The sequence below is a fragment of the Candidatus Eisenbacteria bacterium genome (assembly GCA_013140805.1).
Classification (GTDB): Bacteria; Eisenbacteria; RBG-16-71-46; order RBG-16-71-46; family RBG-16-71-46; genus JABFRW01.
On the sequence record JABFRW010000041.1, the window covers coordinates 1 to 25,579 of the forward strand.

Here is a 25,579-nt window from a genome sequence, read left to right on the forward strand (position 1 = left end):
GGCGGGTGCGCGCGTCACGGTGCCGCACGCGCAGACCTGCTGCGGCGCGCTGCAGGCTCACGCCGGGCTGCGCGACACCTCGCGCGCGCTCATCACCGAGAACGCACGCGTGTTCGCGCGCGGTTCGGCCGCCGGCTGCGAGGCGATCGTCACGAACTCGGCCGGCTGCGGGGCGGCACTGCGCGAGAGCGCGCACCTGAGCGGCGACGTCGCGTTCGGCGCGCTGGCGCGCGACGTGTCGGAAGTCCTGGCGGCGCTCGGACTGCCGGCCGGAGCGCAGGCGCAACACGCTCCGCTCGACGCGTCCGCGCCGTTGCGAGTCGCCTACCACGATGCCTGTCATCTCGCGCACGCGCAGAAGGTGCGAAGCGCACCGCGCGAGCTGCTGCGCGGGCTGCCCGGCGTGGCGCTGGTCGAACTCGCGAACAGCGACTGGTGTTGCGGGAGTGCCGGGGTCTACAACCTGACGCAGCCCGATCTCGCCGACGCGCAGCTCACCGGCAAGCTCGACACCATCGAGGCGGCGCGGGCGCACCTGACCGTCGCCTCGAATCCCGGCTGCCTGCTCCACATGCGGCGCGGCGCGGCGGCGCGCGGCTCGAGCGGCGCGATCGAGCACCTGGTGGACGTGATCGCACGCGCGTATCCGGCGTAGCGCGTTTCGGCCGCTAGTCCTTCTCCCGCATCCAGCGCAGGATCTCGGGCATCGTCATGTCTTTCCCGTAGAGCAGCATGCCGAGCCGGAAGATCCGCCCCGCGGCGCGGCGCATGTAGAAGCACGCCCCGATCAGCACCCCGAGCGCCAGCACCACCTCCCACCACGTGATCGCCTGCATCACGAGGCGCACCGGCACCATGCTGGGCGTGAGCGGCGGGATCAGCGTGGCCACCGCAAGCCACGCGGCATCGGGGTCGTCGCGCAGCGGGTCGAGCAGGAAGAACGGCGCGAACGGCAGCATGAAAAACCAGGTCTGCGAGCCCGACGACGACTGCATGCTGCGGATCGACGCCATGATGCCCGCAAACATCGCGTTGTACAGGTAGAGACCGCAGGTCGCGAACACCAGCGTCACCGCCAGCACCCCCGGCTGCACGCCGCTCGGCAGCGGAAAGCGCAGCAGCACAGCGGCGACCAGCAGCGACGCGCCCCACACCACCGCCATCAGCAGGCCGATCACGGTGAAGCCAAGGATCTTGCCGTCCATCCAGGCCTGCGGCGGGATCGCGGAGACGACCACCTCGGTCACGCGGGCCTGTTTCTCGGCGCCGATGCCGGCAATCAGGTACGAGATGCTCGAGAACACCACCATCATCATGAGCATCAGGATTCCGAACACGATCAGGAATCCGCCCAATTTGGTGCTCCCGCCTTCTGAGAGCGGTCGCAGCTCGACCGAAACATCGGCGTCGAGCGCCTCGAGCGAGCCGGCCGGCAACCCGAGCCGCGCGGCCCGCGCCGCGCGCGCGTCCTCACGGAACATTCCGGCAAGCCCGCCGGCCCAGCCCGGCGCACCGCGCTTGACCCACACCCGCACCTCGCCGCCTTCTGCATAGTCCGCCGGCACCAGCAGGGCGCCGGCGAGCTTGCCGCTCGCCACGCGCTCCTTCAGTTGCACGGTGTCGCGAGGCACGTCGGCGTCCGGCACCCACGCGATGTGCTGTGCGCGCGCGAGTGCGTGCGGCCCGGTCTCGGTGATCTCGCCGACCGTGTTCGTCCACGCGACCGCGACCCGCGGCGGATTGCGATGGCCGAGCTTGCTGATCAGCCACGGCGTGCCGACCGCGAGCAGCGGCGTGATGAGCAGGGAGACCACGAACGTCGGCTGTCGCAGGATGCGCAGGACCTCCCAGCGCATCACCACCAGCCACGCCGGGGTGGCGCGGCGATAGGGCGTCGCCGGGATCACGACTCCACCTCCTCGCCCACCGCGCGCAGGTAGATCTCGTGGAGCCTGAGTCGTCGCGACTCGGCCGCGCGCACGCGCGCGTGCGGGGCCACCGCCGCCACCCAGGGCGCGAGGTCGCTGCCGGCCGCCAGCGGCGCTTCGAGCGTGAGCGAACCGTCGCCCGCATGCCGGATCGTCGCCTCGGCGCCGGCGAGCGGGCCGGCGACCGCACGGTGCACCGCGTCGGCATCGAGGGTGGCGCCCGGGTGCGGATCGAGCCGCAGCGCCAGCACTTCGGCGGCGCCGCCGGCTGCGTCGTGACGGATCTCGTCGAGAGTGCCCTGCAACACGGCGCGCCCGCGCGAGATCAGCAGGAAGCGATGCGCGAGCCGTTCGACCAGATCGAGCTGGTGGGCTGACAGCAGCACCGCGCTGCCGGAGGCACACAGCTCGTTCAACACTCCGAACAGCAGCTCCTGATTGAGCGGATCGAGGCCCGAGAACGGTTCGTCGAGCACCGCGAGCGCCGGGCGATGCAGCAGCGCCGCTGCGAGCTGAACCTTCTGCTGATTGCCCTTGGAGAGGATGCCGAGCCGGGTGCGTGCCCGATCGGCGAGCCCGAAGCGGTCGAGCCACGTCGTCGCTTCCGTTCGTGCGTCGGAGGCGCGCATGCCGTGCAGCTCGCCGAGATAGACGAGTGTCTCGAGGATCGGCATGTCGTCGAACAGGCCGCGCTCTTCGGGCAGATAGCCGGCGCGCATCGGATCGAGTCCTCGCGCGCCGTCGAAGCGCACCTCACCGCCGTCCGGGCGGGTGATGCCGAGCAGCATGCGCAGCGTGGTGGTCTTGCCGGCGCCATTCGGGCCCAGGAAGCCGAAGATCTCGCCGCGTCGCACCTCGAACGTGAGCGGATGCACGGCCTGAAGGTCGCCGTAGCGCTTGGCGATCGATCGAACTTCTAGAAGTGCGGGCGTCATCGGCCGGCACGCTCGCATGACTTGCGCCGCAGGGTCAATCGTGTGGTTCAATGCCCGCGCCGGCGGTGCCCCGGCGCCCGAACTTCCTCCATGCGATCGATCCCACGCCGAAGTTTTCTCGCCCGTTCGCTCGCCGCCGCGGCCGGCCTCGCGCTGCCCGCATGGGCGCGCAACGGCCTCGCGCAGCCCGGCGAGAGCGCCCCCACGCCCGCGGCTGCGTTCGATTCGTTGCGCGTCGAGCGCCCGAGTGCGCCACCCGACTCGCTGCGCGAGGGGTTCCCGAGCGTCCTGCTGGCCGCGGCGGGCGACACGGTGCTCGGCTACAACCTGCAGGATCACTTCGACGCCCAGCTCGCCGCCGGCCAGACGCGCGAGCAGCTGTGGCCTCTCTACTTCGCGTGCGTGCGCCAGCTTCTCGACCAGGCTGATCTCTCGATCGTGAACCTCGAGTGCGGATTCACCGAGCGCGGCGAGAAGCTGGCGAAGAACTTCAACTTCCGGGCGCGGCCGGAACTGGTCGAGATCCTGAAGCACGGCGGCGTCGACGTGGTGTCGCTCGCCAACAATCACATTCGCGACTACGGACGCGCGGGAGTCGAGGACACGATCGCGACGCTCGACCGCTCGGGAATCCGGCACTTCGGGGCCGGCCGCAACCTGCGGGTCGCCCGCCGCCCCTGCATCCTCGAGCGTCAGGGCCTGCGCGTGGGCCTGCTCGGCTATTACTTCCAGGCCCCGCCCGACATGCTGGAGCCCGCCCAGATCTACGCGACCGCGAAGCGCTGGGGTGCGGCGGGCTGCTATCAGAATCTCGACTGCATCCGCGCCATGGTGCGCGCGGACGTCGAGGAGTTGATCCCGCGGGTGGACATCGCCGTTCCATTCTTCCACTGGGGCAAGGAAGGCTCGTACGAGGTGCGCGACTATCAGATCGAACTCGCGCACCTGTGCGTCGACCTGGGCTGCAAGGCGGTGCTGGGCGCTCATCCGCATCGGCTGCAGGGCGTCGAGCTGTACCGGGGCGCTCCGATCTTCTATTCGCTCGGCAATTTCGTGTACGGCGGCATCAAGGAACCGAGCGATCGACTGTCGGCCCTCGCGCGCATGCGGATCGGTCGCGCGGGCTCGATCGAAGCCGATCTGGTTCCGTTGCACTTCACCACCTGGCCCGAGCGCGCGTTTCAGCCGTCGGTGCTCGACGGCGTCGAGCGCGAGGACGCCTTGAGGCGCATCGCCGAGCTGTCGCGCTCGTTTCCGGCCACGCTGCCGCAACTTGCGACCTACCTCGGAGACGCCCAACCGGTGCCGGGGCGATGAGCGCGATCCCCGAGGTCTCGCTCAAGGCGGTCGCCGCGCTGTTCCTGGAGCGTCAGCACCTCAAGCGACCACGCGCACGATCGCTCTCGCCTCGACGGCTGGTGCAGTTCGTCGAAGCGGTGGGCGGATTGCAGCTCGATTCGATCAACGTCATCGAACGCGCGCACTACCTCACGCTGTTCAGCCGTTTCGGGCCCTACGACCGCGAGCGACTCGATCGGCTCGTCTACCGCCGCCGTCTGCTGTTCGACTACTGGGCTCATGCCGCGTGCCTGGTGAGCCGAGGCGATCTCGCCGGATGGCGACGCGCGATGCTCGACTACAGCGTCACGTCGCGCGGGTGGGTCACGTGGTTGCAGAAGAACGAACCGATCCTGCGCCAGGTCGAAGCCGAGTTGCGCGCCGGCGGCCCGCTCGGGAGTGCCGATTTCGGTGAGGGCAAGAGTGGCGGTGCCGCCGGGTGGTGGAACTGGAAGCCCACCACCCACGCGCTCGACTATCTGTGGATGACCGGCACGACGCTGGTGCACTCGCGCCGGCACTTTCACAAGCGCTATCACCTGGCCGAGCGCGTGCTGCCCGAGATCGCGACCGTCTCGCCGCCCGACTCCGAGGAGTTTCAGCGCTGGCGCATCCGACGCTCGCTGCTTGCGATGGGTGCAGCGACCGAGACCGACCTGCGACTCTATCTGACGTTTCCGCGCACTCCGGCCACCGTTCGACGCCGCGCGCTCGATTCGATGCGGAAGAGCGGCGAAGTCGTGGAGCTGCGGGTGCGCAGTGCGGCAACGCGCGCAGCGGGCGCGACGCGCTGGTACGCGCTGGCTGCCGATCTGCCGGCGCTCGCGCGTGCGGGGCGCCGGGGCGTGGCCTCGACGGGCACCACGCTGCTGTCGCCGTTCGACTCGTTCCTGTGGCATCGCGATCGCACGCGCAAGCTGTTCGGCTTCGACTACACGCTCGAGGTCTACACGCCGGGGCACAAACGCGTGCACGGTTACTACTCGCTGCCGATTCTTCACGACGGTCAGCTGGTCGGACGCGTCGATGCCAAGAACCATCGCGCCACGCGCCTGCTCGAACTGGTTCACGTGCATCTCGAGCCGTGGGCGGTGACGCACGGCGAGCCGCCCGCCGCCGGCTGGGGAAACGTCACGGCGGCCGCCGTGATCTCGGGACTCGGAGAGGCCGTGGGCGCGCTCGCCACCTTCACGGGCGCCGAGCGAATTCGCGTCAAGCGAGTGACGCCGGCCAAACGGTCGCGTGAGGTCAAACAGGCGAGCGAGAGAGGAGCTGTTTCGCGTGGGGCGTGAGAAGGCGTGCACCGCGGTGTGGCGGCGCCAGCGATCCCAGGGACGCGCGCTGCTCGAGAGCAGCGAGCTGATCTTTCGCGGCGAGTTCCGGGTCCGCGCGGCGTTCTCGACGCTGCGAGGGATCACCGTGAGAGCGGGAATGCTCAAGCTCGACACTCCCGAGGGAGTGCTGTCGTTGGAACTCGGTGACGAGGCGGAGCGCTGGGCCGACCGCATTCGCAACCCGAAGTCGGTGCTCGACAAGCTCGGGGTCAAGCCTGCGCACACGGTCGCGGTGATCGGCGTAAGCGATGCCGGATTCCTCGCCGATCTCAGCGCACGCGCGGCCACGGTGTCGCGCGGACGCGTCAAGTCCGGCAGCGACCTGGTGTTCCTCGGCGTCGAGCGGCTCGCGGATCTTGCGCGGCTCACCACACTGCGTGAGGCGATCGCCGCGGCCGGCGGCGTCTGGGTGGTGTGGGCGAAGGGCCGGCGCGAGCTCAACGAAGACCACGTACGCGCGGCCGCCCTGCGGGCGCGACTCGTGGACGTCAAAGTCGTCGCGTTCTCGCCCACCCACAGTGCCCTCAAGCTGGTGATCCCGCTCGCGCAACGGACGACCCACGTGCGCTAGACTGCGCCTCATTCCCACTCCCGCCGCGGCGCCGTGGTCGGCGCCGCGCTCATCCCCGCATCGACCAGGAGGGTTTCATGCATCGATTCGTCCGTTTCCTCACCGCGTGTACCGCGCTCTCGCTCATCGCCGCCCCCGCATTCGCCGACTCGCACATGGGTGGCGCCGAGATGCCTGCGGGCGTCAAGGGCGAGATGCTGATGTGGATCAGCGACGCCGAGAGCAAGCTCAACGATCTCGCCGAAGCGACGCCGGAGAAGGGCTACGCGTGGACGCCCGGCAAGGGCGTGCGCTCGACCGGCCAGGTGTTCATGCACGTCGCGGCGGCGAACTTCGGCATTCCGTCGTTCATGGGCGTGGCGCCGCCGGCGGGCTTCGACTTCATGAAGTACGAAGGCTCGCTGACCAAGAAGGCCGACATTCAGAAGGCGCTCAAGGAGTCGTTCGTGCACGTGAAGGCCGCGGTCGTGAATGCATCCGACGCCGACCTGGAAAAGCCGGTCGACCTGTTCGGCATGAAGACCACGGCGCGTGGCGCCTACATGCTGGTGCTGTCGCACTGCCACGAGCACCTCGGTCAGTCGATCGCGTATGCGCGCATGAACAAGATCACGCCTCCCTGGACCGCGCGGCAGGAAGCGGAAGCCGCGAAGGCGAAGGGCGGAAAGTAGCCGCCTCGCTCCTCACCGAGTCGAATCGAGGGGTCGCTCCGAAACGGGGCGCCCCTTCGTTGCCCCACGCACCTTCGGAGTCCGCATGACGCATCGCTCGACTCGGTTTCGGTTGTGGTCGGCCGCGCTCGCCGTGCTCGGCGTCGCGGCGATCTGGCTCGGCCCGCGCCTGCTTCCAGCCTCGCGTCCGAGCGCCATGCACGCCGAGCGCGCCGACAAAGGCGGGAAGGACGAGGGCGGGCAATACCCCGGCGAGTGGTTCGCGCTGCAGCGCGCGTGGCCGTACGCCGAGATCCCGCAGGAGAAGTGGCACGCCGCGGTCGCTCGTGCGCGGCAGGATCGCGCCGGCCTGCCGAACAAGGCCGGTGGCGATCGCATCGCCGCCAGCTTGAACTGGACCAGCAGCGGGCCCTACAACATCGGCGGGCGCGTCACTGCGCTCGCGGTCGCACCGGGCGGAGCGAATGTCTATCTCGGCGCAGCCAACGGCGGCGTCTTCAAGTCGGTCAACGCAGGTGTGAACTGGACGCCGATCTTCGACGAGTTCGGCATCTACTCGATCGGGGCACTCGAGCTGGATCCCTCCGACGCCAACGTGCTGTACGTGGGGACCGGCGAAGCGAACTCGGCGGTCGATTCCTACGACGGCGCCGGTGTGTTCAAGAGCACGAACGCCGGCACCAGCTGGCAGCCGCTCGGCCTCGCGGAGACGCGCCGTATCGGCGCGATCGAGGTCGACCCGTCGAATCCCAATCGGGTCTACGTGGCGGCGATGGGAACCCAGTTCTCGACCAACTCGGACCGCGGGCTCTATCGCAGCGAGGACGGCGGGGCGAGCTGGTCCAAGACCCTGTTCCTCAACGACAGCACCGGGGTGATCGACATCGCGATCAATCCCGCGCATCCTGAAACGGTCTACTGCGCAACCTGGGAGCGGGTACGCCACTTCACCTATCGCCGCGCCTTCGGCCCGAGTTGCGGGATCTGGCGAAGCACCAATTTCGGCACCACCTGGACCCGGCTCCAGAACGGACTGCCGGCGCCGTCCGACGACGTGGGCCGCATCGGGCTTGCGATCGCGGCATCGAGTCCCTCGACGCTCTACGCGCAGATCATCCAGGGTGCGGCGCTCGGCTACAACGGTCTCGGCTTCTATCGCACCACCGACGCGGGTGAGAGCTGGACGCGCCGCGACACCGGTGCGGCGTTTCTCAATGCGTTCGGCGGCTTCGGCTGGTACTTCGGCGAGACCGTGGTGACGCCGACCAATCCCAGCATCGTCTATGCAACGGGCGTGAACTTTCTGCGTTCCACCGACGGCGGCGTGACGTGGGTGAACCGCACCGGTTCCGCGCACGTCGATCAGCACGCGCTGTGGATCGATCCCGCGAATCCCGCGCAACTCTACCTGGGCAACGACGGCGGATTCTTCTCGAGCATCAACTCCGGCGCCAACTGGACCAAGTCGCTCGACCTGCCGATCACGCAGTTCTACGCCGGCACCATCGATCCGTTCTTTCCCGAACGCCTGTTCGGTGGCACCCAGGACAACAATTCGATCCGTACTCCGACCGGCGCCACCAACGACTGGCTGCCGATGCTCGGGGGAGACGGCTTCTACGTGCTGGTCGATCCGACCAACAACGCGATCGTGTTCGCGGAGTCTCAGTACGCGTCGGGAGGCGCGGGTTTGCTGCGGTCCACGAACTTCGGCTTCTCTGGCTCGTTCATCGGACCTTCCGGCCTCTTCATCTCCGATCGCTTCAACTGGAGCACGCCCGCCGTGATGAGCCCGCACGATCACAACGTGCTGCTGCTTGGAAGCCAGCGCGTCTACAAGAGCACCGACAACGGCATCAGCTATTCGGTGGTGAGCTCCGACCTGACGCGCAACAACACCACCTCGTTGCTGTCCTTCAGCACCCTGACGACGCTCGACATCTCGCCGGTCACCCCCCACCTCTACTACGCGGGTACGGACGACGGCCGCGTCTGGCGCTCTTCGAACGGCGGTACCGGCTGGACCGAGATCACCGCCGGGCTGCCGATCCGATGGGTCACCCGCGTCACCGCGGATCCGGCGGATTCGAACGTGGTGTACGTGACGCATTCGGGCTTCGGCCAGGACGAGCACCTGGCGCACGTCCATCGCAGCACCAATCGCGGCGCGAGCTGGAGCGACATCGCGGCCGACCTGCCGGACGTGCCCGCGAACGACCTGCTGGTCGACCCCGCGAATCCCCAGCGCCTGTTCCTCGCCACCGACGTCGGGGTCTATACCACGGCGAATCGAGGCACGACCTGGTATCCGCTCGGTCAGGGAATGCCGGTGCAGACCGTGTTCGACCTGGCGCTCGAGCCCTTCACTCGCAAGCTGGTGGCGTTCACTCACGGACGCTCGAGCTGGTCGCTGGCGCTCGCCGAGCTGCCGGTCGAGGTCGCGTCACGTGGCGAGCGCGGGCGCTTCGCGCTCGGCTCCGCGACTCCCAATCCGTTCCGCGGCCTCACCCGCATCGAACTGGAACTGCCGAGCACGACCGTCGCCCAGGTGCGAGCGTTCGACGGCGCGGGGCGCGCGATCCGGGAACTGCATCGCGGCTCGCTCGCGGCCGGCCGTCATGCGATCGAGTGGAACGGTCGCGACGATGCGGGCCGCCCGGTCTCTGCCGGGGTTTACTTCGTGCGCGCGACCCGCGCCGGTGGTGAGACGCGAACCACTCGGGTGGTGAAGCTTCGTTGAAGTGTTGCAGCGACTTGGCGGCGCAGCCGCATGTATCGCGGTCGCGGGCCATGTGAGGGCATTTCCGACCGCGGTTGGAGCGGCCCGGATGTTGCAACGTTTCCGACCGCTCTGGACGCGGCCGGAACGCGGGTGGGCGCGAGAAATCCCTTTGAAATCATGCACGGCGCTGCTATACACACGCAGGGAAGGCGCACAGAGCGCTGATCCGTCCCTGAGGCTCGTACCATTTCCAAGGACAGGAAGGAGAGCGTCACTGATGGCAAAGATGATGACGAAGTCGCAGATCGCCGCTCACATCGCGACCAAATTTGAGCTCACGAAGAAGACCGGCACCGCGATTCTCGAAGAGCTCGCGACGCTGGCCGCCAAGCAGGCGAAGAATGGCTTCGTGTTCCCGGGCGTCGGCAAGCTCGTGGTCGTGAAGCGCAAGGCCCGCATGGGTCGCAACCCGCAGACCGGCGAAGCGATCAAGATTCCGGCGAAGACCGTGCTCAAGTTCCGGATCGCCAAGGCAATGAAGGAGCTGGCACTCAAGTAGGCGGCTCCATTTGTACGATCGACGGCCCCGGGACTCACGCTCCGGGGCCGTCGTTTTTTGCCTGGTGATGGGGTTCGCGCCGACTCGCGGCTAGAACAGCGTCTTGACCTGTTGCACCTCGTCCTCGATGTCCACCAGCAACTCCGCCAGCTCCAGCTCGTCGAGCCCGCAGTGGTCGACCGCCGGAACGAGCGTCAGATCCAGGTCCGGCTCGGGGTGCAGGTGGAGACCGATCTTGCGTGCGATCGCATCGGCGGCCTGCACGCGTAGGGTGAGCCGATCGAGCGCGGCGTCGGTCGGATCGTGATGGCGACGCGCGACCACGCAGATCGGCTCCGGAATCCGCCATTCGCGCAGGACCCGTTCGCCGAGCTCGGTGTGCAGCGCGTCGAACAGCTCATCGACCGTCGTGGTGGTGATCGGCGCCTCGCCCTCGCGTTCCAGCTCGTCGACCGCCTTGAGCACCAGCAGGCAGCCGCTGTCGTGAAGGAGCCCGGCGAGAAACGCCTCGGTCCGCTCTTCCCCCGCTCGCACCGCGAGCTGACGCGCGGCCACTGCGGTGGCGATCGACTGGTCCCACAGGCGATGCAGCAGCTCGGCACGGCGCGGATCCGACGAGACGAACTGATCGCGTTGAACGCTCACGGTGACGAGCGAGGTGATCTGCCGCAGGCCGAGGCGTGCGACCGACTCGCTCAGGTCCTGCACCGCACGCAGGCCGCCGAACGATGCGGAGTTCGCGAGCCGCAGCACCGACGAGGCGAGTGCCGGGTCGTTCTGAATCAGTTCCGCCACTCCGCGCGGATCCGCGGAATTCTCGTTCTGCAGCAGCTCGAGCAGCCGCTGCGCGATCTCGGGTAGCGGTGGCAATCCGAAACGCCCCGACGTGGTGAGCGAGCGGACGCGCTCGACCAGCGTCAGTGTGTCGGCATCTTTGCGAGCAGTCATCGAGGGCCTCCGGAGCGGATGAGTTCGAGCAGCACAGTGGGGCGTCGAGCGTCCGGGTCGCGCGGCGCATTCGCGACGATTTCGGACAGCGAGGTGTCCCCCTGCAGCGCCCGCATGACTCCGGACTCCTGAAGGGTCGAGAACACCGGAAGGTGGCGCGCCAGCGAACGCAATTCACGCGACGCGGCGCGACGCAGCACCGCATCGCGCAGGTCGTCGCTCGGCACCAGCACCTCGTGGATCGCGACGCGACCCTTGTATCCGGTGCCGTTGCAATTGGCGCATCCGCGGCCGGCCATCAGGCTGAGACCGGCGAGGTCGGCGCGTTCGATGTCGAGATAGCGCAGATCCTCGCGCAACGGCTCGACCGGCGAGGTGCAGTTCGGACACACGCGCCGCACCAGCCGCTGGGCCACGATCGCACTGATCGTCGAAGACACGAGGTAGGGCTCGACTCCGAGGTCGATCAGGCGGATGAGCGCCCCGACCGCGTCTTCGGTGTGAAGCGTCGAGAACACCTGATGACCGGTGAGCGCCGCCTCGACCGCCAGTGCGGCGGTTTCGCCGTCTCGGATCTCGCCGACCACGATGATGTCGGGATCCTGGCGCACGATCGCGCGCAGCGATTGCGCGAAGGTCGGCCCGGTCTTGCTGTTGATCGAGCACTGCGCCACGCCGGGGATCATGTATTCCACCGGGTCCTCGGCGCTGATCACCTTGATGCCCGGATCATTCACGTAGTCCACGAACGAGTAGAGCGTCGTGGTCTTGCCGCTGCCGGTCGGGCCGGTCACCAGGATGCAGCCCGCGTTCGCGCGCAACACGACGTCGCGCAACATCGAGAGCGGCCGCGCCTCGAAGCCGAGATCCTCGAGCGACACCAGCCCGCGACGGCGATCGAGCAGTCGCAGCACCGCGGTCTCGCCGAACATGCTGGCGTAGGTCGAAACACGAATGTCGATCTCGCCGCCGTCGAGCTTGACGCGGAAGCGGCCGTCCTGATGCAGGCGCCGTTCGGCGATGTCGGCGTCGGCCAGCACCTTGATGCGCGAGATGAGCTGCGGCGCGAACGCGGCGGGCAGTCCGGTGAGCGTCTGCATGACGCCGTCGACTCGCACCCGCACGCGCACCGTGCGCTCGAGCGGTTCGACGTGCAGATCGCTGGCACGCATCTGGATCGCGCGCATCAGCAGATCGTCGAGAATTCCGATCGCGCCACGGCCCGATGGATCGTCGCTGGTGGTCTCGCGGATCTCGCGGTACTGGAGCGTGGTCCCGGCCGCGGGCACGTGGCCGTCGCGCAGGCGCTCCACCGTTTTGAGCGTCGCGACGATCTTCTCTTCGGCGGCGAGACAGGGGCGCACCGGCATGCGATAGATGCGCTCGAGTTCGGCCACGCACGCGACATCGAGCGGATCGGACATGGCGACCGACAGCTCCTCGTCGGCGACCCGCAGTGGCAGGACCCGATTGCGAACCAGGTACGGCACCGAGACGTCGGCGAGCAGCGCCGGATCCACGAGTCCGGCATCGGGCTCGACGATCGGGAGGTCGTGCTTGAGCGAGACCGCGTTCATGAACTGCGCCTCGGTCACGAGGCGCCGGCCGACCAGCACCTCACGCTCGGATCCGTCGGGATTCTGCGATCGCGCCAGCTGGTAAGCGGCGCGGCCCTCGGGGTCGAGCGCTCGATTGGCGACCAGGATCTCGTCGAGCGAGAGCGTCGCCTGATGCACGCGCAACACGCGTTCGTACTCGGAGCGTGCCAGCTGTCCGGTCGAAACCAGGATCTCGACCGGCGACTTCGGCTGCTTCAGATGGGCCGAGACGCGGCGCGCGCGCGCCAGCTGGACTTCGCTGACGATGCCCTCGGCCAGCAGCTTCGACTCGAACGCATCCAGTTCGGCGTTGGGCACGACTCCCCTCCCTAGGTGGCGGCCGCAGGGGCTCCGCTCGCCGGCTTCCGTGCTCGGCATGAAACAACTCGAAACCGCGCAGAGGGCGGCTTCGGGGCAAAGTGTCGGCCGGAAGTGCTCTCAATTGAACGTGCCCCCTCAAACTCCGGGCGCGGCGGCCGACACTTGGACCTGTCAGCCGGTCCACCCCGGGTCCCTCGAGGAATTCATGTCGTCCGCCACCCCGCTTCCTGTCCCCATGGATGAGGACTCGCTCGCGTCGGCGTTGCGCGCGCGCCTGGAGTCCGGCCCCATCGAACTGCCGCTGCTGCCGGAGACGGCCACGGCAGTGCTCGCCGCGTGTCGTCGCGACGAGAGCGGTACCCGCGAAGTCGCGCAGATCATGCAGCGCGACCCCGCGTTGACCGCGAACGTGCTGCGGATCGCGAACAGCGCGCTCTACTCGCGCGGCGCCGCGATCGTTTCGCTGCCCCACGCGGTCGGCCGGCTCGGGATCTCGACGGTCGGCGAAATCGCGGCGGCCGCGGTCATGCGCACCACGCTGTTCACCAACGCTCCGGAGGAAGTCTCGATCGAGGAGCTGTGGCGCCACTCCGCATGCTGCGCGAACTGGGCACGCGAGATCGCGCGCTATCGCCGCCACAGTGTCGAAGGCGCATTCCTGGCCGGACTGCTGCACGATGTCGGAAAGCCGGTGCTCCACCATCTGATCGCGCAGGACAACGCGCACGCGCGGCATGCGATTCCGATCGAGGTCACGCGCAGGGTGGTCGAAGACATGCACGGCGAGATCGGCGGCCTGCTGGCCGAGCGCTGGAATCTGGCCGAGTGGATCGCGATCGCGATCGCGCACCATCACCACCCCGAGAACGCGCCTTCACATCCGTCCGAGGTGCACACGGTGGCACTCGCGAATCACTTCGCGCACGTGGTTTCGGATTCCAGTTTCACGAACATCTCCCATATCGCTCATCCGTCGGTCGATGTGCTCGACCTCTATGTCGAGGACCTCGAGGCGCTCGCCGAGCGTCGTGACGACGTGCACTCTGCCGTGGAGGCAATGCCGTGATCGACACCTCAGGACGTTTCGACGTGGTGGTGATCGGCGGCGGCCCCGCAGGTCAGAAGGCGGCGATCCAGACCTCGAAGGCGGGCTTTCGAGCGCTGGTCGTCGAACGCGGCAGCGCGATCGGCGGCGAGTGCGTTCACCGCGGCACGATTCCGAGCAAGACACTGCGGGAGACCGCCGCTGCCCTCGCGGGCCTGCGGATGCGATCGACGGTCGACTTCCGCCGGCCGTTGCCGGCAAACCTGCGCGTCGAACTCATGCTCCAGCGTCAGCGCGAAGTCTGCAACGCGCACGAGCGCTTCATCGGCAATCAACTCGAGCGCAACGGCGTCGACTGGCTGCACGGGCTCGCCCGCTTCACCGATCCGCACACGCTCGAAGTGCGACTGCCGGGCGGTTCGCGCCGCACGATTCAGGCGAACGCGTTCGTGATCGCGACCGGCTCGCGACCGCGGACGCCCGATGACATTCCGGTCGATCACGATCACGTGCTCGACAGCGATTCCGTGCTCTCGATGGCGTACCTGCCGACTTCGATGGTGGTGCTGGGCGGCGGGGTGATCGCGAGCGAATTCGCCTCGATCTTCACCGCACTCGACGTGGCCGTCACGATCATCGACAAGGCGCCGCGGCCGCTGGCGTTCCTCGAACCCGAGCTCTCGCGTGCATTCGTCGACGACTTCGAGCAGCGCGGTGGCACCTACCTGGGTGGTCGCTCGATCGCGCGCTTCGAGGTCGATCCGCTGCAGGGCGTCACCGTGACGCTCGATGACGGCCGCGTGGTCAAGGCCCAGAAGGCGTTGTGTGCCGTGGGGCGCGTGGCCGCGGTGCGCGAACTGCACCTCTCGGCCGCCGGCATCGCGCTGTCGGCGCGCGGACACATCCCCGTCAACGAGTTCTTCCAGACTTCGGCGCCGCACATCTACGCGGTCGGCGACGTGATCGGACCCCCGGCCCTCGCCGCCACCGCGATGGAGCAGGGCCGCCGCGCCGCACGTCACGCGCTCGGCCTTCCGCATCCGGCCACCGAGCCGGTGGTTCCAGTGGGCATCTACACCATTCCCGAACTCGCCACCGTCGGCATGACCGAAGCCGAAGCGCTGGCCAAGTTCGGCGACGTGGTGGTCGGCCGCGCCAAGTTCTCCGAAGTGGCGCGCGGCTGGATCTCGGGCGACACCTCGGGATTCCTCAAGCTGGTGGCCGCTCCCGACGGGCGCATCGTGGGTGCGCACATGGCGGGCGAGAACGTGACCGACTACATCCATGTCGCGCAGATGGCGATCCTCGGCGGGCTCGGCGTGGACGCCCTGATCGACAACATCTTCAACTTCCCGACCATGTCGGAGTCCTACCGCGTCGCCGCGTTGAGCCTGTCCGGACAGCTCGAGCAAAAGCGACTCGCGGCCTAGCTCGCGGAGCTCCATCTCGTCATGTTCACCATCATCGGCCTCGTGATCGTCATCGGATCGGTGCTCGGCGGCTTCACGATCGCGGGCGGCAGCATTCCGGTGCTGTTCCAGGTCTCCGAGATCATCGTGATCTGCGGCACCGCACTCGGCACCGTGTTCATCTCGACGCCGCTCGAAGTGTTGATGCGGATGGTCAACCGCGTCATCAACCTGTTCTCGCCCTCGCCGTTCAACAAGGGGCTGTACCTCGACGCACTCAAGCTGCTGTTCGAGCTGTTCCAGACCGCGCGACGCGACGGGCTGGTGGCGATCGAGTCGCACATCGAGAACCCCGACAAGAGTCCGGTTTTCAAGAAGTATCCGGCGATTCTCAAACAGCATCATGCGATGGAGTTCCTCAGCGACTCGTTGCGACTGGTCCTGATGGGCAGCGTGCCGCCTTACGACCTCGAATCGTTGATGGACGGCGAGATCGAGGTCCATCACGAAGCCGAAACGCGTCCGGTCTCGGCCCTGCAGAAGGTCGGCGACGCGCTGCCTGGCATCGGCATCGTGGCTGCCGTGCTCGGCATCGTCGTCACGATGGGATCGATCGCGGGACCGGTCGAGGAGATCGGTCACCACGTCGCAGCGGCACTCACCGGAACTTTCCTCGGTGTGCTGCTGGCGTACGGATTCCTCGGACCGCTGTCGTCCGGAATGGAGGCTGTGAACCAGGCCGAGACGCGCTTCTACAACGTGCTCAAGGCCGGCGTGGTCGCTTTCGCCAAGGGTTTCTCGCCGATCGTGGCGGTCGAATTCGCGCGCCGCGCGATCTTCGCCGATCAGCGCCCGTCCTTCACCGAGATGGAGCAGTCGGTCAAGGGCAAGGCGAAGAGCTGACCGGGGGCGTGAGCCATGAACAAGGATCGCGAAATCCCGGTTCGCATCATCATCAAGAAGCGGGGTCATGCGGGCGGACACCATGGTGGTGCCTGGAAGGTGGCGTTCGCGGACTTCATGACCGCGATGTTCGCGCTGTTCCTGGTGCTGTGGCTCGTGAATCAGAGTTCGGACGTGAAGTCGGCGATCGCCGGCTACTTCCAGGACCCGCTCGGCCGGGCCGACGAGTTCGGCAGCTCGATCCTTCCCGGTGAGGGCGCGCAGGCGGCGCAGGTGCGCCCTCTGAGTCCCGCGGACGTCATCGACCTGCGTCGCAATCGCCTCACGCGCCTGTCCGAGGAGCTGAAGCACGAACTCGAAGGCGTGCCGGAACTGACCGAGGTGATGAAGAACGTCGAGATCACGCTCACCAACGACGGCCTTCAGATCGAACTGCTCGAGGACTCGATCGGCGTGTTCTTCGAGACCGGCGTCCCGACGCCGAGCGCGAGGGGTCAGAAGGCGATCGCGGTGCTGGGCGAGCAGCTCGGCAAGCTGCCGAATCCGCTGCGCATCGAAGGGCACACCGACGCACGGCCGTATTCCAGATCCGGGCCCTACGGCAATTGGGAGTTGAGCGCCGACCGCGCGAATGCCGCGCGCCGCATCCTGACGTCGAACGGCGTACCGGCCGCTCGCATCGCCGAAGTGCGGGGGCTGGCGGACCGTCAGCCGCGCGATCCGGAGCATCCGTTCGCGGCACGCAATCGACGCATCTCGATTCTCGTGATGCTCGGCGAACCGGTGGTGGGCGAAGGAGAACTCACCGATCTCGCGGCCGGTGACTCCGCCGTCGATGCCCCGGCAACCGATGTGGCAGGCAATCGCGTGGCGGGCGCTTCGCAGGCCGTGACCATTCGGCCTATTCCCGCCGGAGCCCTGCGGGCCGCGGCCGAACGTGCCGCGGCGAATCGCGAGGCAGCGCGTGCGGCAGCCGAGCGCGCACGGCTCGAAGCTCCGAGCGCACCCGACTCCGGAGGTCATCTGCCATGAGCGAGCGGTGTCGCGTGCTGCTGATTCCCGACGTCGACGAGGACGGCTCGCTGCTGCGCGGGGCACTCGAACGCGAAGAGAACCTCGAGCTTTCGATCGCAACCGCGTGGACCGATCCGCACGGCGGTGAAGTGCGCTCGCGCGCCGACGTGGTGATCGTGGCGCGCTCGCTGCCGCCCGAGACCGTGACAGCCTGGCATGCGGCGCGTACCTCGGGATCCTTTACCCCGCAACTGCTGGTCGGCGCCAATCTCGGCGACGCCACTCAGGGCACCGCGTTGCTGCGTGCCGGTGCCGACGACCTGGTCGCCCTGCCGCTCGACCCCATCGACGTGCTCGCGCGATTGCGCGCTGCGGTGGCGCGCCACCAGCTCGCGCGTGCGCTCGAGCGCTCGCATCGCGCGACCGAAGCGCTGCAGGAGCGCGAGCGCGATCGACTCGATCGCGTGGTCGATCTGCTGGTGGCGTGGATCGAGCACGTGCGCCCCGGAGCCACCAATCGCGGTCGTCGTGCGGCCGAACTGTCGGCGCGGCTCGCCGAGCGTTTCGGCATTCCGTTCGGGCTGCGGCGTGACATGCACCTGGCTGCACGCCTCGCCGAGCTGGGACCGGCGGCGATCGATGCCGCAGATCGCAGGGACGAGGACCCCGGCCACATGTCTCTGGTCGCGCAAAATGTGCTCTCGCACCTGTCTGAGTTCGCCGACGCGGCGCAATTGCTGTCGGAGACGCAGGAGAACTGGGACGGCACCGGCGGCCCGCAGCACCTGTTGCAGGGGCAGATCCCGCTCCGGTCGCGCATCGTGCGAGCGACTCACGATCTGCTCGCGATGCTCGAAACCACGAACGATCCCACCGGCACCGACGCACTCGAGCGACTCGCCTCGCACGCCGGGACCTTCTACGACCCGATGGTCGTCGTGCATCTGCGAGCGCTGATGGGAATGCCGGACGCCGGGACGTTCGTCGCGGACCGGGTGACGTTGCCGGTCGCTCAGCTCAAGGAAGGCATGGTGCTCGCCGAGGACCTGTGTTCGGACGGCGGCGTGAAGCTGCTGGCCTCGGGTACGCGCTTCACCGGCGACATCCTCGAGACCATCCGCCGCCGCCATCGCTCGGAGCCGCTGTCGGGCGCGATGGTGCGAAGGGACTCGCTGTAGGGGCGTGCCGTGCGGTCCTCCTCGAACCGCCGATGATGCCCGTGAGCTGCAACCCATGTCCCCGGTCTGATCTGTTACCAGTGTGCCCGGTCCGTACCCAACATTTCGCTTGACGACTTTCGGGCGCGACATCGCCGCGATGCACGGCTGGCCTGCTGATCTCGCTCCAGCGCTCGCCACGTGCGCGGAGCTGCACGCAACTCGCGCGGCGCTGAATCGTTTTCGCGCGACCCGCCGCGAGGCGCCGTGCCGGCCTGCAATTGCGCCGCGAACACGCATGATATGAAGAGACCTGCCCCCGCGACTCTCACAGCCGCGGAGACCCGTCATGCCTTCCTACTCGCTTTCGCACCTCGCCGATCGGGTGCTGCTGCGCGATCTCGCCTCGCTCGTCGCCACCGATCGCGTCACGACTGCCGCACTCCTCGCTCATCTCGCCGAAGTCGAGGTGCGCCAGCTCTACCGGCCCGCGGCGTACTCCTCGATGCTCGCCTACTGTGTGGGTGAGCTGCGGCTGTCCGAGTCCGCGGCGCTGAGACGCATCCGCGCGGCTCGCATCGCCCGCAAGTTCCCGGTGCTGTTCCCGGCCATCGCCGATGGACGGATCCATCTCACCACCGTGCTGCTGCTCGCGACCCACCTGACTCCTGAGTCGGTGGAAGAACTCGTCGCGGTCACCACCCATAAGACCAGGGAAGAAGTGGAGCAGCTGCTGGCGGAGCGCTTCCCGCAGCCCGATCTCCCGACGAGCTTGCAGGCCATGGGGTTGCCGGCTCCGCCCATGGCGAGAGTCGCGAACGAACACACTGCCGAGGTGGCGCTGGAGCTACTTCAAAATGAAACACTTCTGGCGGCGCCAGTGGCTGCAGCCCCGGTTGGACGAGCGAGGGTCGCTCCGCTCTCCGCCGACCGCTATGCGCTGCAGGTCACACTCGCGAAGGAAACGCATGACCAGCTGCGCTACGCCCAGGCGCTGCTGAACCATGCGGTTCCCTCGGGCGACCTGGCACAGGTGCTCGACCGGGCGCTCAAGGCGCTGGTGCGTCAGCTCGAACAGCGCAAGTTCGGAGCCGCCGCGCGCACCTGTCCTCGACGCGGCAAGCCGCAGGGTCGCTACGTGCCCGCACCGGTGCGGAAGACGGTATGGCTGCGCGATGGCGGCCACTGCACGTTCGTAGGTGAGAACGGGCGGCGCTGCGAGGAGCGAGCGCGCCTGGAATTCGATCACATCGAGCCGGTCGCACGAGGAGGGACTACCACCGCGGCGAACCTGCGGCTGCGCTGCCGGGCGCACAATCAGTACGAGGCCGAGCAGCTGTACGGAGTGGCATTCATGCGCGACAAGCGGGAGAAGTCGCAGCGCGGCGCTGTGAGAGCAAAGCCCGCAGCGAGTGCGACTGCAGGGCCGCGTGCGACCGCGGAGCCGAACACAGCCGCGCCCACTCCCGACAACGACGTGATCCCGTGGCTGCGGCGACTGGGGTTTCGCGCGGAAGAGGCGCGTCGCGGGGCGGCGTGCTGCGACGCCATCCCCGAGGCGTCGCTCGAGGAGCGAGTTCGGCGGGCGCTGACTCATCTCGCGCCGAGCTGCCGGCGTGACGGCCCTCAGGCGACGAGAAGTCCGGCGTGAGGGCGACGTGTCTCCTACACCATGTCCAGCACGCTCTGGATCATCTCGTCTGCGACATTCACGAGGCGCGCCGCGGCCTGGTAGGCGCGTTGCTGCCCCACGAGCAGCACCATCTCTTCGTCGACCGACACGCCGGACTCGCTCTGGCGCCTCACGTCGGCCTGAGTGACGAGGGTGTCCCAGGTCGCCACATCGTCACTCGCGCCACGCACCTGCATGGCGACGTCGCTCACCAGCGTGCCATACATGCCACGCATCGAGCGTCCGCCAAATGCGGTGAGGCTCAGGTTGTGAAGACCCGCGAGCTGAAGTGCGATCGCGCCATCGCCACCGGCGCCGCTCGAGGACGCCGCGATCATGCTGGGATTTCCCGAGACCGTCGCCGACAACTCGATGGTTCCGGCGGTGAGACCCGCGCCGTCGAAGAAGTCCACGCCCACTGCGCCATTCTGGGTGTAGCCGTTCTGATGAATCGCGTTGGTTTCGGTCACGACCGCTCGTACCAGTTCGTCGAGCTTGGCGCGAACCGCCGGGTAGGTGGTGTTCGCGAGCGTCTCGGCAGCCTTCAGCGTGCCGCCGCCGACGTCGACCGCGGCGCCGCCCACGAGACCGATCTGCCAGCCGCCGCTCCCGTTGCCACGCACTTCCAGCGTGCGAGCCGAGGCGTTGTCGACCAGCGTCGTGCTGCCGGCCAGGATCCCGATCGTGCCGTCGGTGCGTTCGATCACACGCACGCTGACGAGCTGTGAGAGTTCGTCGATCAGGCGATCGCGCTGGTCCATCAGGTCCGGCGCCGAACCGGCCGGGCCGGCTGCGCCGATCTGCGCGTTGAGCGCCGCGATGCGGCGCGTCAGGTCGTTCACCTGCTGCACACCGCCGGTCGCGGCCGAGCGCGCCTCCTCTTCGAGTCCCGAAATCGCGGCATCGACGCGACGCAGTTCGTTCACGAACCGTGACGCCGCGTTGAGCACCTGGGTGCGGTTGGTGACGTTCGCCGGATCGTTCGCGAGCTCACCGAATGCGGTGAACATCTCCTGCATGGATTCGCCGATTCCGCTCGAGCCGGCCGCGCCGAGCGCACCTTCGAGCGCGCCGAGCGAACCCGCCATTTGTCCCGAGAATCCGAGCGAGCCGGAGTTGCGACGATAGCCACCGTCGAGCAGCGTGTTGCGCAGTCGCATGAACTCCCCGATCTCGACACCACGACCCAGGTAACCCTGCGGCGTACGTGTCGGGACCGCCTGCACCAGTTCGAGACGCTGCCGCGAATAGCCGGGCGTCTGTGCATTCGCGATGTTGTGACCCGTCACCTCGATCGCGCGCTGATGCGCGAACAGGGCGGAGCGAGCGATGCTCAGCAGACTCTGGAGCGACATCTCAGGCCCTCCGGTCGAACAGGGCGCCCTGCCTCACCAAGGCTTCGTGCGGCTCGGGCGAGGCGGGGTACACGCTTGGAGTATCGGCGGAAAACAGCGTGGCAATGAACGAGTGATGGGCTTCCTGGGCCGCGGCAATGACCTTCTTGTTGATCGCGGCCTCGCGTGCGGCGTCGGCTGAAGCTTTGCGCAGCAGCGCACATGCGGCCGCGACTCGGCCGCTCGAATCGGCGGCCGCGGTGCGCGTGAGCGCCTTCGAGTCCTCGGGGTCGGCGCCCATTCCCCTCACGCAATCCGCACGATGACGGCGCGCCTCCTCGAGTGCGGACAGCACCCGGGTCGCGTTCTGGGATTCGGCTTCCAGCTCGTCGGTCGCGTCGCGCGACAGGTGCGTGCGCTGGCGACCGAGCGTCGCCGCCAGCTCCCGAAGCGCCGTACTTTCGCGTTCGAGGGCCGCGACCAGGCGGGCCAGCGGGGTCGCGACCGCGGGTCGCGGTGCGGGTTCGAAGGGCGGAGGCGCAGGCGGCATGTTCATTTCACGACCTCCTCGGGCGCGAGGTGTCGCAGCAATTGCCGATACAGCGCCTTCGACACCACGCCGTCGAGCTTGTCGGCGGCGAGCGTCGAGACCTGCTGATCGAGCATCGACTGGAACATCTGCTGAGCGGAGTCCTGCGATTCCTCGCCGAGCGATCCGGTGGCCGAACGCATGGCCTGGAACATCTGGTTCATGAACACGCTCTCGAGCTGGTGCGCGAGCTTCTGGACTTCCGCCTTCGCGTCGCGCGTCGGGGTGGCTCCCATTGCGCTCACGCCCGCGGGTGCAACCGGACCGATCAGGCTCATCGCACCACCAGCTCGACGTCGAGCGCGCCGACGGCACGAAGCGCTTCGAAGATCGCCACCAGGTCCTCGGCGGTCGCGCCCGCGGCGTGCAGACCTGCGACCACGTCCTGAACCCGCGAGCCTTCGTTCACGCGCACCAGGCCCTCGGCCGTCGTGCCCGTTCCTCCGCCGACCTGCAGCGTGAAATTGCGGTGATGCACCACCGCGGGTCCGATCTGAAGTTCGCCTCCCGCCACCACGGTGCCGTCGCGCGCGGTGACCACCAGGCGCGCGGGTGTCGCCATCGGGACCGACACCGTGTCGACCGCTGCCAGGAATCGCATGGGTTCCGATGAACGCACCGAGTCTGCACGGAGCGAGATCGAGCCGGGATCGAGCGGGCGGGCGGTGCCGACACCGAACGTGCGATTGATCGCGCGTGCGATCGCCTCGGCAACCCGTGCGTCGGGACGCACCAGCAGCAGTCGGTCGGCGACCAGCGCCTCGACCTCGGGATCCACCTCGATCACGCCGCCATCGCTGACCCGCGCCGAGTTGGAGCGCAGCGCGCCGTAGCTGCGACCGTTGGGCGCGTCGGGCGACAGCAGCGTCCCCTGGGCACTGGCGATCGCCGGCGAGTCGGGGCCTTCGACGAGCGGGGTCGTCCACAGCACGCCGCCGCGCAGTGAACTCGCATCGCCCATCGCGGATACCTGCACGTCGAAGCGCCCGCCGGCGCGCAGCCACGGCGAGACCTCGGCGGTCACCAGGACGGCCGCGACGTTTCGAATGCGAAGCTGCTCGGCCGGTACTTCGACGCCGAAGCGTCTCAACAGATTGACCACCGAGCGCACCGTCTGGGTGCCGCCCGAAAGTGAGCCCAGGCTGCGGTCTCCGCTGCCGTCGAGCCCGGTGACGAGCCCGTAGCCCACCAGTCGACGCGGCACGTCGCCGGCGTGGCGCGTGAGGTCGGCGACGCGCGGTGCCGCGCAGGCAGCACGCGCGACTCCGAGCACCACGAACACCGTGAGCAGCGCGAGTGCGGTCGCGATCACGAAGTGGCGGCCTCGGTGCGAGGGCCGCACTCCGCGTGAGGCGCGGCGAGATTCGAGCCGGAACGGCATCACGCGGCTCATGGCCAGATCATCCCGATCAGACCACCGAGCATGCCCTTGCGCGGTCCGATCTTCTTGCCCTTGAGGGTGATATTCGCTTCGGCGATGCGATCCGACGAGACCAGATTGCGAGCCGAGACGTCTTCTGCGCGCACCAGCCCCGTCAACGTCACTTCCTGGAGCCGCCCGTCCACCGTGACCTTCTTGTTGCCGGTCACGCGTGCGACGCCATTCGGCTCGACTGACTCGACACGCACCGTGACCACCGCGGTCAGGTCCCCGCTGCGGCCCGCCTCTCCAACGTCGCGCGAGCTGTTGTCGGCGCCCGAGTTGAGGGTCCCCGCCATGGTGGTGGGATTGCTTCCGGTGTCCATGTTCAGGCTGAAGCCGTTGCGCATCTCACGCTTGGCGGTCGCCACGGTGGAGAAACGCTCCCGCGCCATGGTGCGTTCGTCGACCACGATGGTGAGCAAGTCGCCAACCCGCAGCGGCAGCCGATCTGAAGTCCACGACGCGCGCGCGGGTTTGGCCGGGCGCACGGGAGCAGCGACCGCCGTGTCGGCCGGTGCCGCAGCGTCGGTCGCCGCTGCACCCGGGTCTTGCGCGAACGCGATGCCGCCGAGCGACATCGATCCCAGCACGGTGACCACCCATACGAACGCGCGGCCCCACCGCATGCGAACTGCTCGCGATGTGTTCACGAATCCTCCTTCGCGATCGCGACTTCGCCGCGTCCGCTCACGGTTCCCATCAGTGTCGAATGATCCACACGAACCCGCACTTTCTCGCCCCGCCCGGCGTCCGCGAGCGCGATCCCCGAGCGCTCGATCACCACGCCGGGGCGCGACCACGAAACCCGCACCGCATCTCCGGCGCGGACCAGCGCCGGCGGCAACAGCGCCGGTGCCCGCAACGCTTCACCGGCCGAGATCGCGCAGCGCACGGCGCTGCCGAGCTCCGGCGTCAACACCTCGTGCGTCGGCGGTTCGCCCCACATCAAACGCGATTCGAGCCTTGCATCGCCGTCCTGCAGCACCGAGCCGGGCGACAGCGGTCGCGCCGCCACCCACACGCCGAGCCGCACACCGGCACGCAGCCGCACCGCACTCGAGCGCCCGTCACGGGCGCGCGCGAGCACCACCCACCAGCCGTCACGCCCTCGTCCCTGCAGGCGAAACGCCGAGCGGTCGTCGAGTGCCTCGCGCGCCACCGAGTCGGGCCACGCGAGTGCGACGTGCGACACCGGCACGCGCCAGATGTCGGCGATGCGCAGCGCCAGTCGCGTATCGAGCCCCGCCCCGGGTGACGCGGCGAGCGCGAGCCCGCACACCGCTCTGAGCACTTCAGCGGATGAGGTCACTGGTCGCCTGCATCATGTCCTCACCCACGCGGATCGCGCGGGCGTTGATCTCGTAGGCGCGCTGCGCCGCGATCATGTCGGTCATCTCCTGCACGATTTCCACGTTGCTCGATTCGAGCGAGCCCTGAATCACGCGGCCGAATCCTTCGTCCTGAGGCAGCCCTTCGATCGGATCGCCCGAAGCCGGCGTCTGCAGGTACTGGTTCTCGCCGATCGCGAGCAGCCCGTTGGGATTGAGAAACCGCGCCACCTCGATGCGCCCGACTTCGACGGGATCCGCCGCACCCGGCGTCATCACGCTCACGATTCCGCTCGGTCCGATCGAGACCTGCGCCGAGTCGCGCGGCACGTTGATCTCGGGGACGATCGGGTAGCCGCCATTCGTCACCAGGGCACCGCTCTCCGACAGCGACAGATTGCCGTCGCGCGTGTACGCGGTATTGCCGTCGGGGCGTCTCACCTGCAGGAAACCGTCGCCTTCGATCGACAGGTCGAGCGGCCGGCCGGTCTGTTCGACCGCGCCCTGACCGTGCTGGCGCAGGATCGCCGCCACCCGCACGCCCTTGCCGACCTGCACCGGACCGACGTTCTCCGCGCCCGGCTGATTGACGATGCGAGTGCCCTGCAGCGTCTCGTAGAGCATGTCTTCGAAGCTCACGCGGCTGCGTTTGAAGCCGGTGGTGTTCACGTTTGCGAGGTTGTCGGCGATCACGTCGATCATGCGCTGCTGCGCGATCATTCCGGTCGCCGAAGTTCGAAGGCTCGAGTTCATGGGTTTGCGCTCCGTCCTTGAGAGCGG

General features: G+C 68.2%; 24 protein-coding genes. 13 read left to right on the forward strand and 11 right to left on the reverse strand.

Going from position 1 to position 25,579, the window contains the following annotated elements; all coding sequences use genetic code 11:
- Positions 1-655, forward strand: a 655-nt coding sequence (locus HOP12_03905) for a (Fe-S)-binding protein (protein NOT33296.1), incomplete at its 5' end; no start/stop codon positions are given.
- 13 nt (positions 656-668) lie between these two features.
- Here HOP12_03905 and HOP12_03910 read toward each other — a convergent pair.
- On the reverse strand, positions 669-1,907 hold the full coding sequence (locus tag HOP12_03910; GenBank protein ID NOT33297.1) for an ABC transporter permease: 1,239 nt from the start codon (positions 1,905-1,907) through the stop codon (positions 669-671).
- Entirely contained in the window at positions 1,904-2,863 is a 960-nt protein-coding gene (locus tag HOP12_03915; protein ID NOT33298.1) for an ATP-binding cassette domain-containing protein, read from the reverse strand. The genes HOP12_03910 and HOP12_03915 overlap by 4 nt, the downstream gene beginning before the upstream one ends.
- A 90-nt stretch (positions 2,864-2,953) precedes the next feature.
- Between HOP12_03915 and HOP12_03920 the strand changes: the two genes are divergently transcribed.
- The 6 genes from HOP12_03920 (at position 2,954) to HOP12_03945 (ending at position 10,058) form a co-directional block, all read left to right on the forward strand.
- Positions 2,954-4,180: a CapA family protein gene (locus HOP12_03920; GenBank protein ID NOT33299.1), complete on the forward strand. Its 1,227-nt coding sequence runs from the start codon at positions 2,954-2,956 to the stop codon at positions 4,178-4,180.
- Positions 4,177-5,493: a winged helix-turn-helix domain-containing protein gene (locus HOP12_03925; protein NOT33300.1), complete on the forward strand. Its 1,317-nt coding sequence runs from the start codon at positions 4,177-4,179 to the stop codon at positions 5,491-5,493. Before HOP12_03920 ends, HOP12_03925 begins: the two co-directional genes overlap by 4 nt.
- Positions 5,483-6,106 (forward strand): DUF3052 domain-containing protein, encoded by a 624-nt coding sequence (locus HOP12_03930; protein ID NOT33301.1) that lies wholly within the window; start codon positions 5,483-5,485, stop codon positions 6,104-6,106. The genes HOP12_03925 and HOP12_03930 overlap by 11 nt, the downstream gene beginning before the upstream one ends.
- Positions 6,107-6,183: 77 nt before the next feature.
- Entirely contained in the window at positions 6,184-6,777 is a 594-nt protein-coding gene (locus HOP12_03935) for a DinB family protein (GenBank protein NOT33302.1), read from the forward strand.
- An 85-nt stretch (positions 6,778-6,862) separates the two neighbouring features.
- Positions 6,863-9,517 carry a hypothetical protein gene (locus tag HOP12_03940; protein ID NOT33303.1) on the forward strand — a complete coding sequence of 885 codons (2,655 nt, stop codon included), beginning with the start codon at positions 6,863-6,865 and terminating at the stop codon, positions 9,515-9,517.
- Between the two features lie 259 nt (positions 9,518-9,776).
- Positions 9,777-10,058, forward strand: coding sequence for an HU family DNA-binding protein (locus HOP12_03945; GenBank protein ID NOT33304.1), 282 nt, complete (start codon positions 9,777-9,779; stop codon positions 10,056-10,058).
- A gap of 90 nt (positions 10,059-10,148) precedes the next feature.
- Here the strand turns inward: HOP12_03945 and HOP12_03950 are convergent, their stop codons facing one another.
- Both HOP12_03950 and HOP12_03955 read right to left on the reverse strand, forming a co-directional pair.
- Entirely contained in the window at positions 10,149-11,006 is an 858-nt protein-coding gene (locus tag HOP12_03950; GenBank protein ID NOT33305.1) for an HDOD domain-containing protein, read from the reverse strand.
- Entirely contained in the window at positions 11,003-12,922 is a 1,920-nt protein-coding gene (locus tag HOP12_03955; protein NOT33306.1) for a type II/IV secretion system protein, read from the reverse strand. Before HOP12_03955 ends, HOP12_03950 begins: the two co-directional genes overlap by 4 nt.
- Before the next feature lie 208 nt (positions 12,923-13,130).
- On the opposite strand from HOP12_03955, the gene HOP12_03960 reads away from it, so the two are divergent.
- From HOP12_03960 to HOP12_03985, 6 genes are all read left to right on the forward strand, one after another.
- The gene (locus HOP12_03960) at positions 13,131-13,991 is read left to right on the forward strand and encodes an HDOD domain-containing protein (GenBank protein ID NOT33307.1); all 861 of its coding nucleotides are present in this window, start codon (positions 13,131-13,133) and stop codon (positions 13,989-13,991) included.
- Positions 13,991-15,400, forward strand: coding sequence for a Si-specific NAD(P)(+) transhydrogenase (sthA, locus tag HOP12_03965; protein ID NOT33308.1), 1,410 nt, complete (start codon positions 13,991-13,993; stop codon positions 15,398-15,400). The genes HOP12_03960 and sthA overlap by 1 nt, the downstream gene beginning before the upstream one ends.
- A gap of 21 nt (positions 15,401-15,421) precedes the next feature.
- A complete protein-coding gene (motA, locus tag HOP12_03970; protein ID NOT33309.1) occupies positions 15,422-16,282 on the forward strand; it encodes a flagellar motor stator protein MotA in 861 nt (286 codons plus the stop codon).
- Between the two features lie 15 nt (positions 16,283-16,297).
- Complete coding sequence (locus tag HOP12_03975) at positions 16,298-17,314, forward strand: OmpA family protein (protein NOT33310.1); 1,017 nt, start codon at positions 16,298-16,300, stop codon at positions 17,312-17,314.
- Positions 17,311-18,474: a hypothetical protein gene (locus HOP12_03980; protein ID NOT33311.1), complete on the forward strand. Its 1,164-nt coding sequence runs from the start codon at positions 17,311-17,313 to the stop codon at positions 18,472-18,474. The genes HOP12_03975 and HOP12_03980 overlap by 4 nt, the downstream gene beginning before the upstream one ends.
- A 328-nt stretch (positions 18,475-18,802) precedes the next feature.
- Positions 18,803-20,104, forward strand: coding sequence for an HNH endonuclease (locus HOP12_03985; GenBank protein ID NOT33312.1), 1,302 nt, complete (start codon positions 18,803-18,805; stop codon positions 20,102-20,104).
- A 14-nt stretch (positions 20,105-20,118) separates the two neighbouring features.
- On the opposite strand, the gene flgK is transcribed toward HOP12_03985, so the two are convergent.
- The 7 genes from flgK to flgG are packed head-to-tail and all read right to left on the reverse strand — an operon-like array spanning position 20,119 to position 25,552.
- A complete protein-coding gene (gene flgK / locus HOP12_03990; GenBank protein NOT33313.1) occupies positions 20,119-21,480 on the reverse strand; it encodes a flagellar hook-associated protein FlgK in 1,362 nt (453 codons plus the stop codon).
- Between the two features lies 1 nt (position 21,481).
- Positions 21,482-22,015, reverse strand: coding sequence for a hypothetical protein (locus tag HOP12_03995; GenBank protein ID NOT33314.1), 534 nt, complete (start codon positions 22,013-22,015; stop codon positions 21,482-21,484).
- Positions 22,012-22,326: a hypothetical protein gene (locus HOP12_04000; GenBank protein ID NOT33315.1), complete on the reverse strand. Its 315-nt coding sequence runs from the start codon at positions 22,324-22,326 to the stop codon at positions 22,012-22,014. The genes HOP12_03995 and HOP12_04000 overlap by 4 nt, the downstream gene beginning before the upstream one ends.
- Positions 22,323-23,441 (reverse strand): flagellar basal body P-ring protein FlgI, encoded by a 1,119-nt coding sequence (locus tag HOP12_04005; GenBank protein NOT33316.1) that lies wholly within the window; start codon positions 23,439-23,441, stop codon positions 22,323-22,325. The genes HOP12_04000 and HOP12_04005 overlap by 4 nt, the downstream gene beginning before the upstream one ends.
- Positions 23,438-24,121 (reverse strand): hypothetical protein, encoded by a 684-nt coding sequence (locus tag HOP12_04010; GenBank protein ID NOT33317.1) that lies wholly within the window; start codon positions 24,119-24,121, stop codon positions 23,438-23,440. The genes HOP12_04005 and HOP12_04010 overlap by 4 nt, the downstream gene beginning before the upstream one ends.
- Entirely contained in the window at positions 24,118-24,780 is a 663-nt protein-coding gene (flgA, locus tag HOP12_04015; protein NOT33318.1) for a flagellar basal body P-ring formation protein FlgA, read from the reverse strand. Before flgA ends, HOP12_04010 begins: the two co-directional genes overlap by 4 nt.
- Entirely contained in the window at positions 24,764-25,552 is a 789-nt protein-coding gene (flgG, locus tag HOP12_04020) for a flagellar basal-body rod protein FlgG (protein NOT33319.1), read from the reverse strand. The genes flgA and flgG overlap by 17 nt, the downstream gene beginning before the upstream one ends.
- Positions 25,553-25,579 lie beyond the last annotated feature (27 nt).

Excerpts from the sequence above, each read along its gene's own strand:
- HOP12_03915 (NOT33298.1), bottom strand. The coding sequence starts at position 2,863 with ATGACGCCCGCACTTCTAGAAGTTCGATCGATCGCCAAGCGCTACGGC.
- HOP12_03920 (NOT33299.1), top strand. The coding sequence starts at position 2,954 with ATGCGATCGATCCCACGCCGAAGTTTTCTCGCCCGTTCGCTCGCCGCC.
- HOP12_03925 (NOT33300.1), top strand. The coding sequence starts at position 4,177 with ATGAGCGCGATCCCCGAGGTCTCGCTCAAGGCGGTCGCCGCGCTGTTC.
- HOP12_03935 (NOT33302.1), top strand. The coding sequence starts at position 6,184 with ATGCATCGATTCGTCCGTTTCCTCACCGCGTGTACCGCGCTCTCGCTC.
- HOP12_03940 (NOT33303.1), top strand. The coding sequence starts at position 6,863 with ATGACGCATCGCTCGACTCGGTTTCGGTTGTGGTCGGCCGCGCTCGCC.
- HOP12_03945 (NOT33304.1), top strand. The coding sequence starts at position 9,777 with ATGGCAAAGATGATGACGAAGTCGCAGATCGCCGCTCACATCGCGACC.
- HOP12_03950 (NOT33305.1), bottom strand. The coding sequence starts at position 11,006 with ATGACTGCTCGCAAAGATGCCGACACACTGACGCTGGTCGAGCGCGTC.
- HOP12_03960 (NOT33307.1), top strand. The coding sequence starts at position 13,131 with ATGTCGTCCGCCACCCCGCTTCCTGTCCCCATGGATGAGGACTCGCTC.
- motA (NOT33309.1), top strand. The coding sequence starts at position 15,422 with ATGTTCACCATCATCGGCCTCGTGATCGTCATCGGATCGGTGCTCGGC.
- HOP12_03975 (NOT33310.1), top strand. The coding sequence starts at position 16,298 with ATGAACAAGGATCGCGAAATCCCGGTTCGCATCATCATCAAGAAGCGG.
- HOP12_03980 (NOT33311.1), top strand. The coding sequence starts at position 17,311 with ATGAGCGAGCGGTGTCGCGTGCTGCTGATTCCCGACGTCGACGAGGAC.
- HOP12_03985 (NOT33312.1), top strand. The coding sequence starts at position 18,803 with ATGCCTTCCTACTCGCTTTCGCACCTCGCCGATCGGGTGCTGCTGCGC.
- flgK (NOT33313.1), bottom strand. The coding sequence starts at position 21,480 with ATGTCGCTCCAGAGTCTGCTGAGCATCGCTCGCTCCGCCCTGTTCGCG.
- HOP12_03995 (NOT33314.1), bottom strand. The coding sequence starts at position 22,015 with ATGAACATGCCGCCTGCGCCTCCGCCCTTCGAACCCGCACCGCGACCC.
- HOP12_04000 (NOT33315.1), bottom strand. The coding sequence starts at position 22,326 with ATGAGCCTGATCGGTCCGGTTGCACCCGCGGGCGTGAGCGCAATGGGA.
- HOP12_04005 (NOT33316.1), bottom strand. The coding sequence starts at position 23,441 with ATGAGCCGCGTGATGCCGTTCCGGCTCGAATCTCGCCGCGCCTCACGC.
- flgG (NOT33319.1), bottom strand. The coding sequence starts at position 25,552 with ATGAACTCGAGCCTTCGAACTTCGGCGACCGGAATGATCGCGCAGCAG.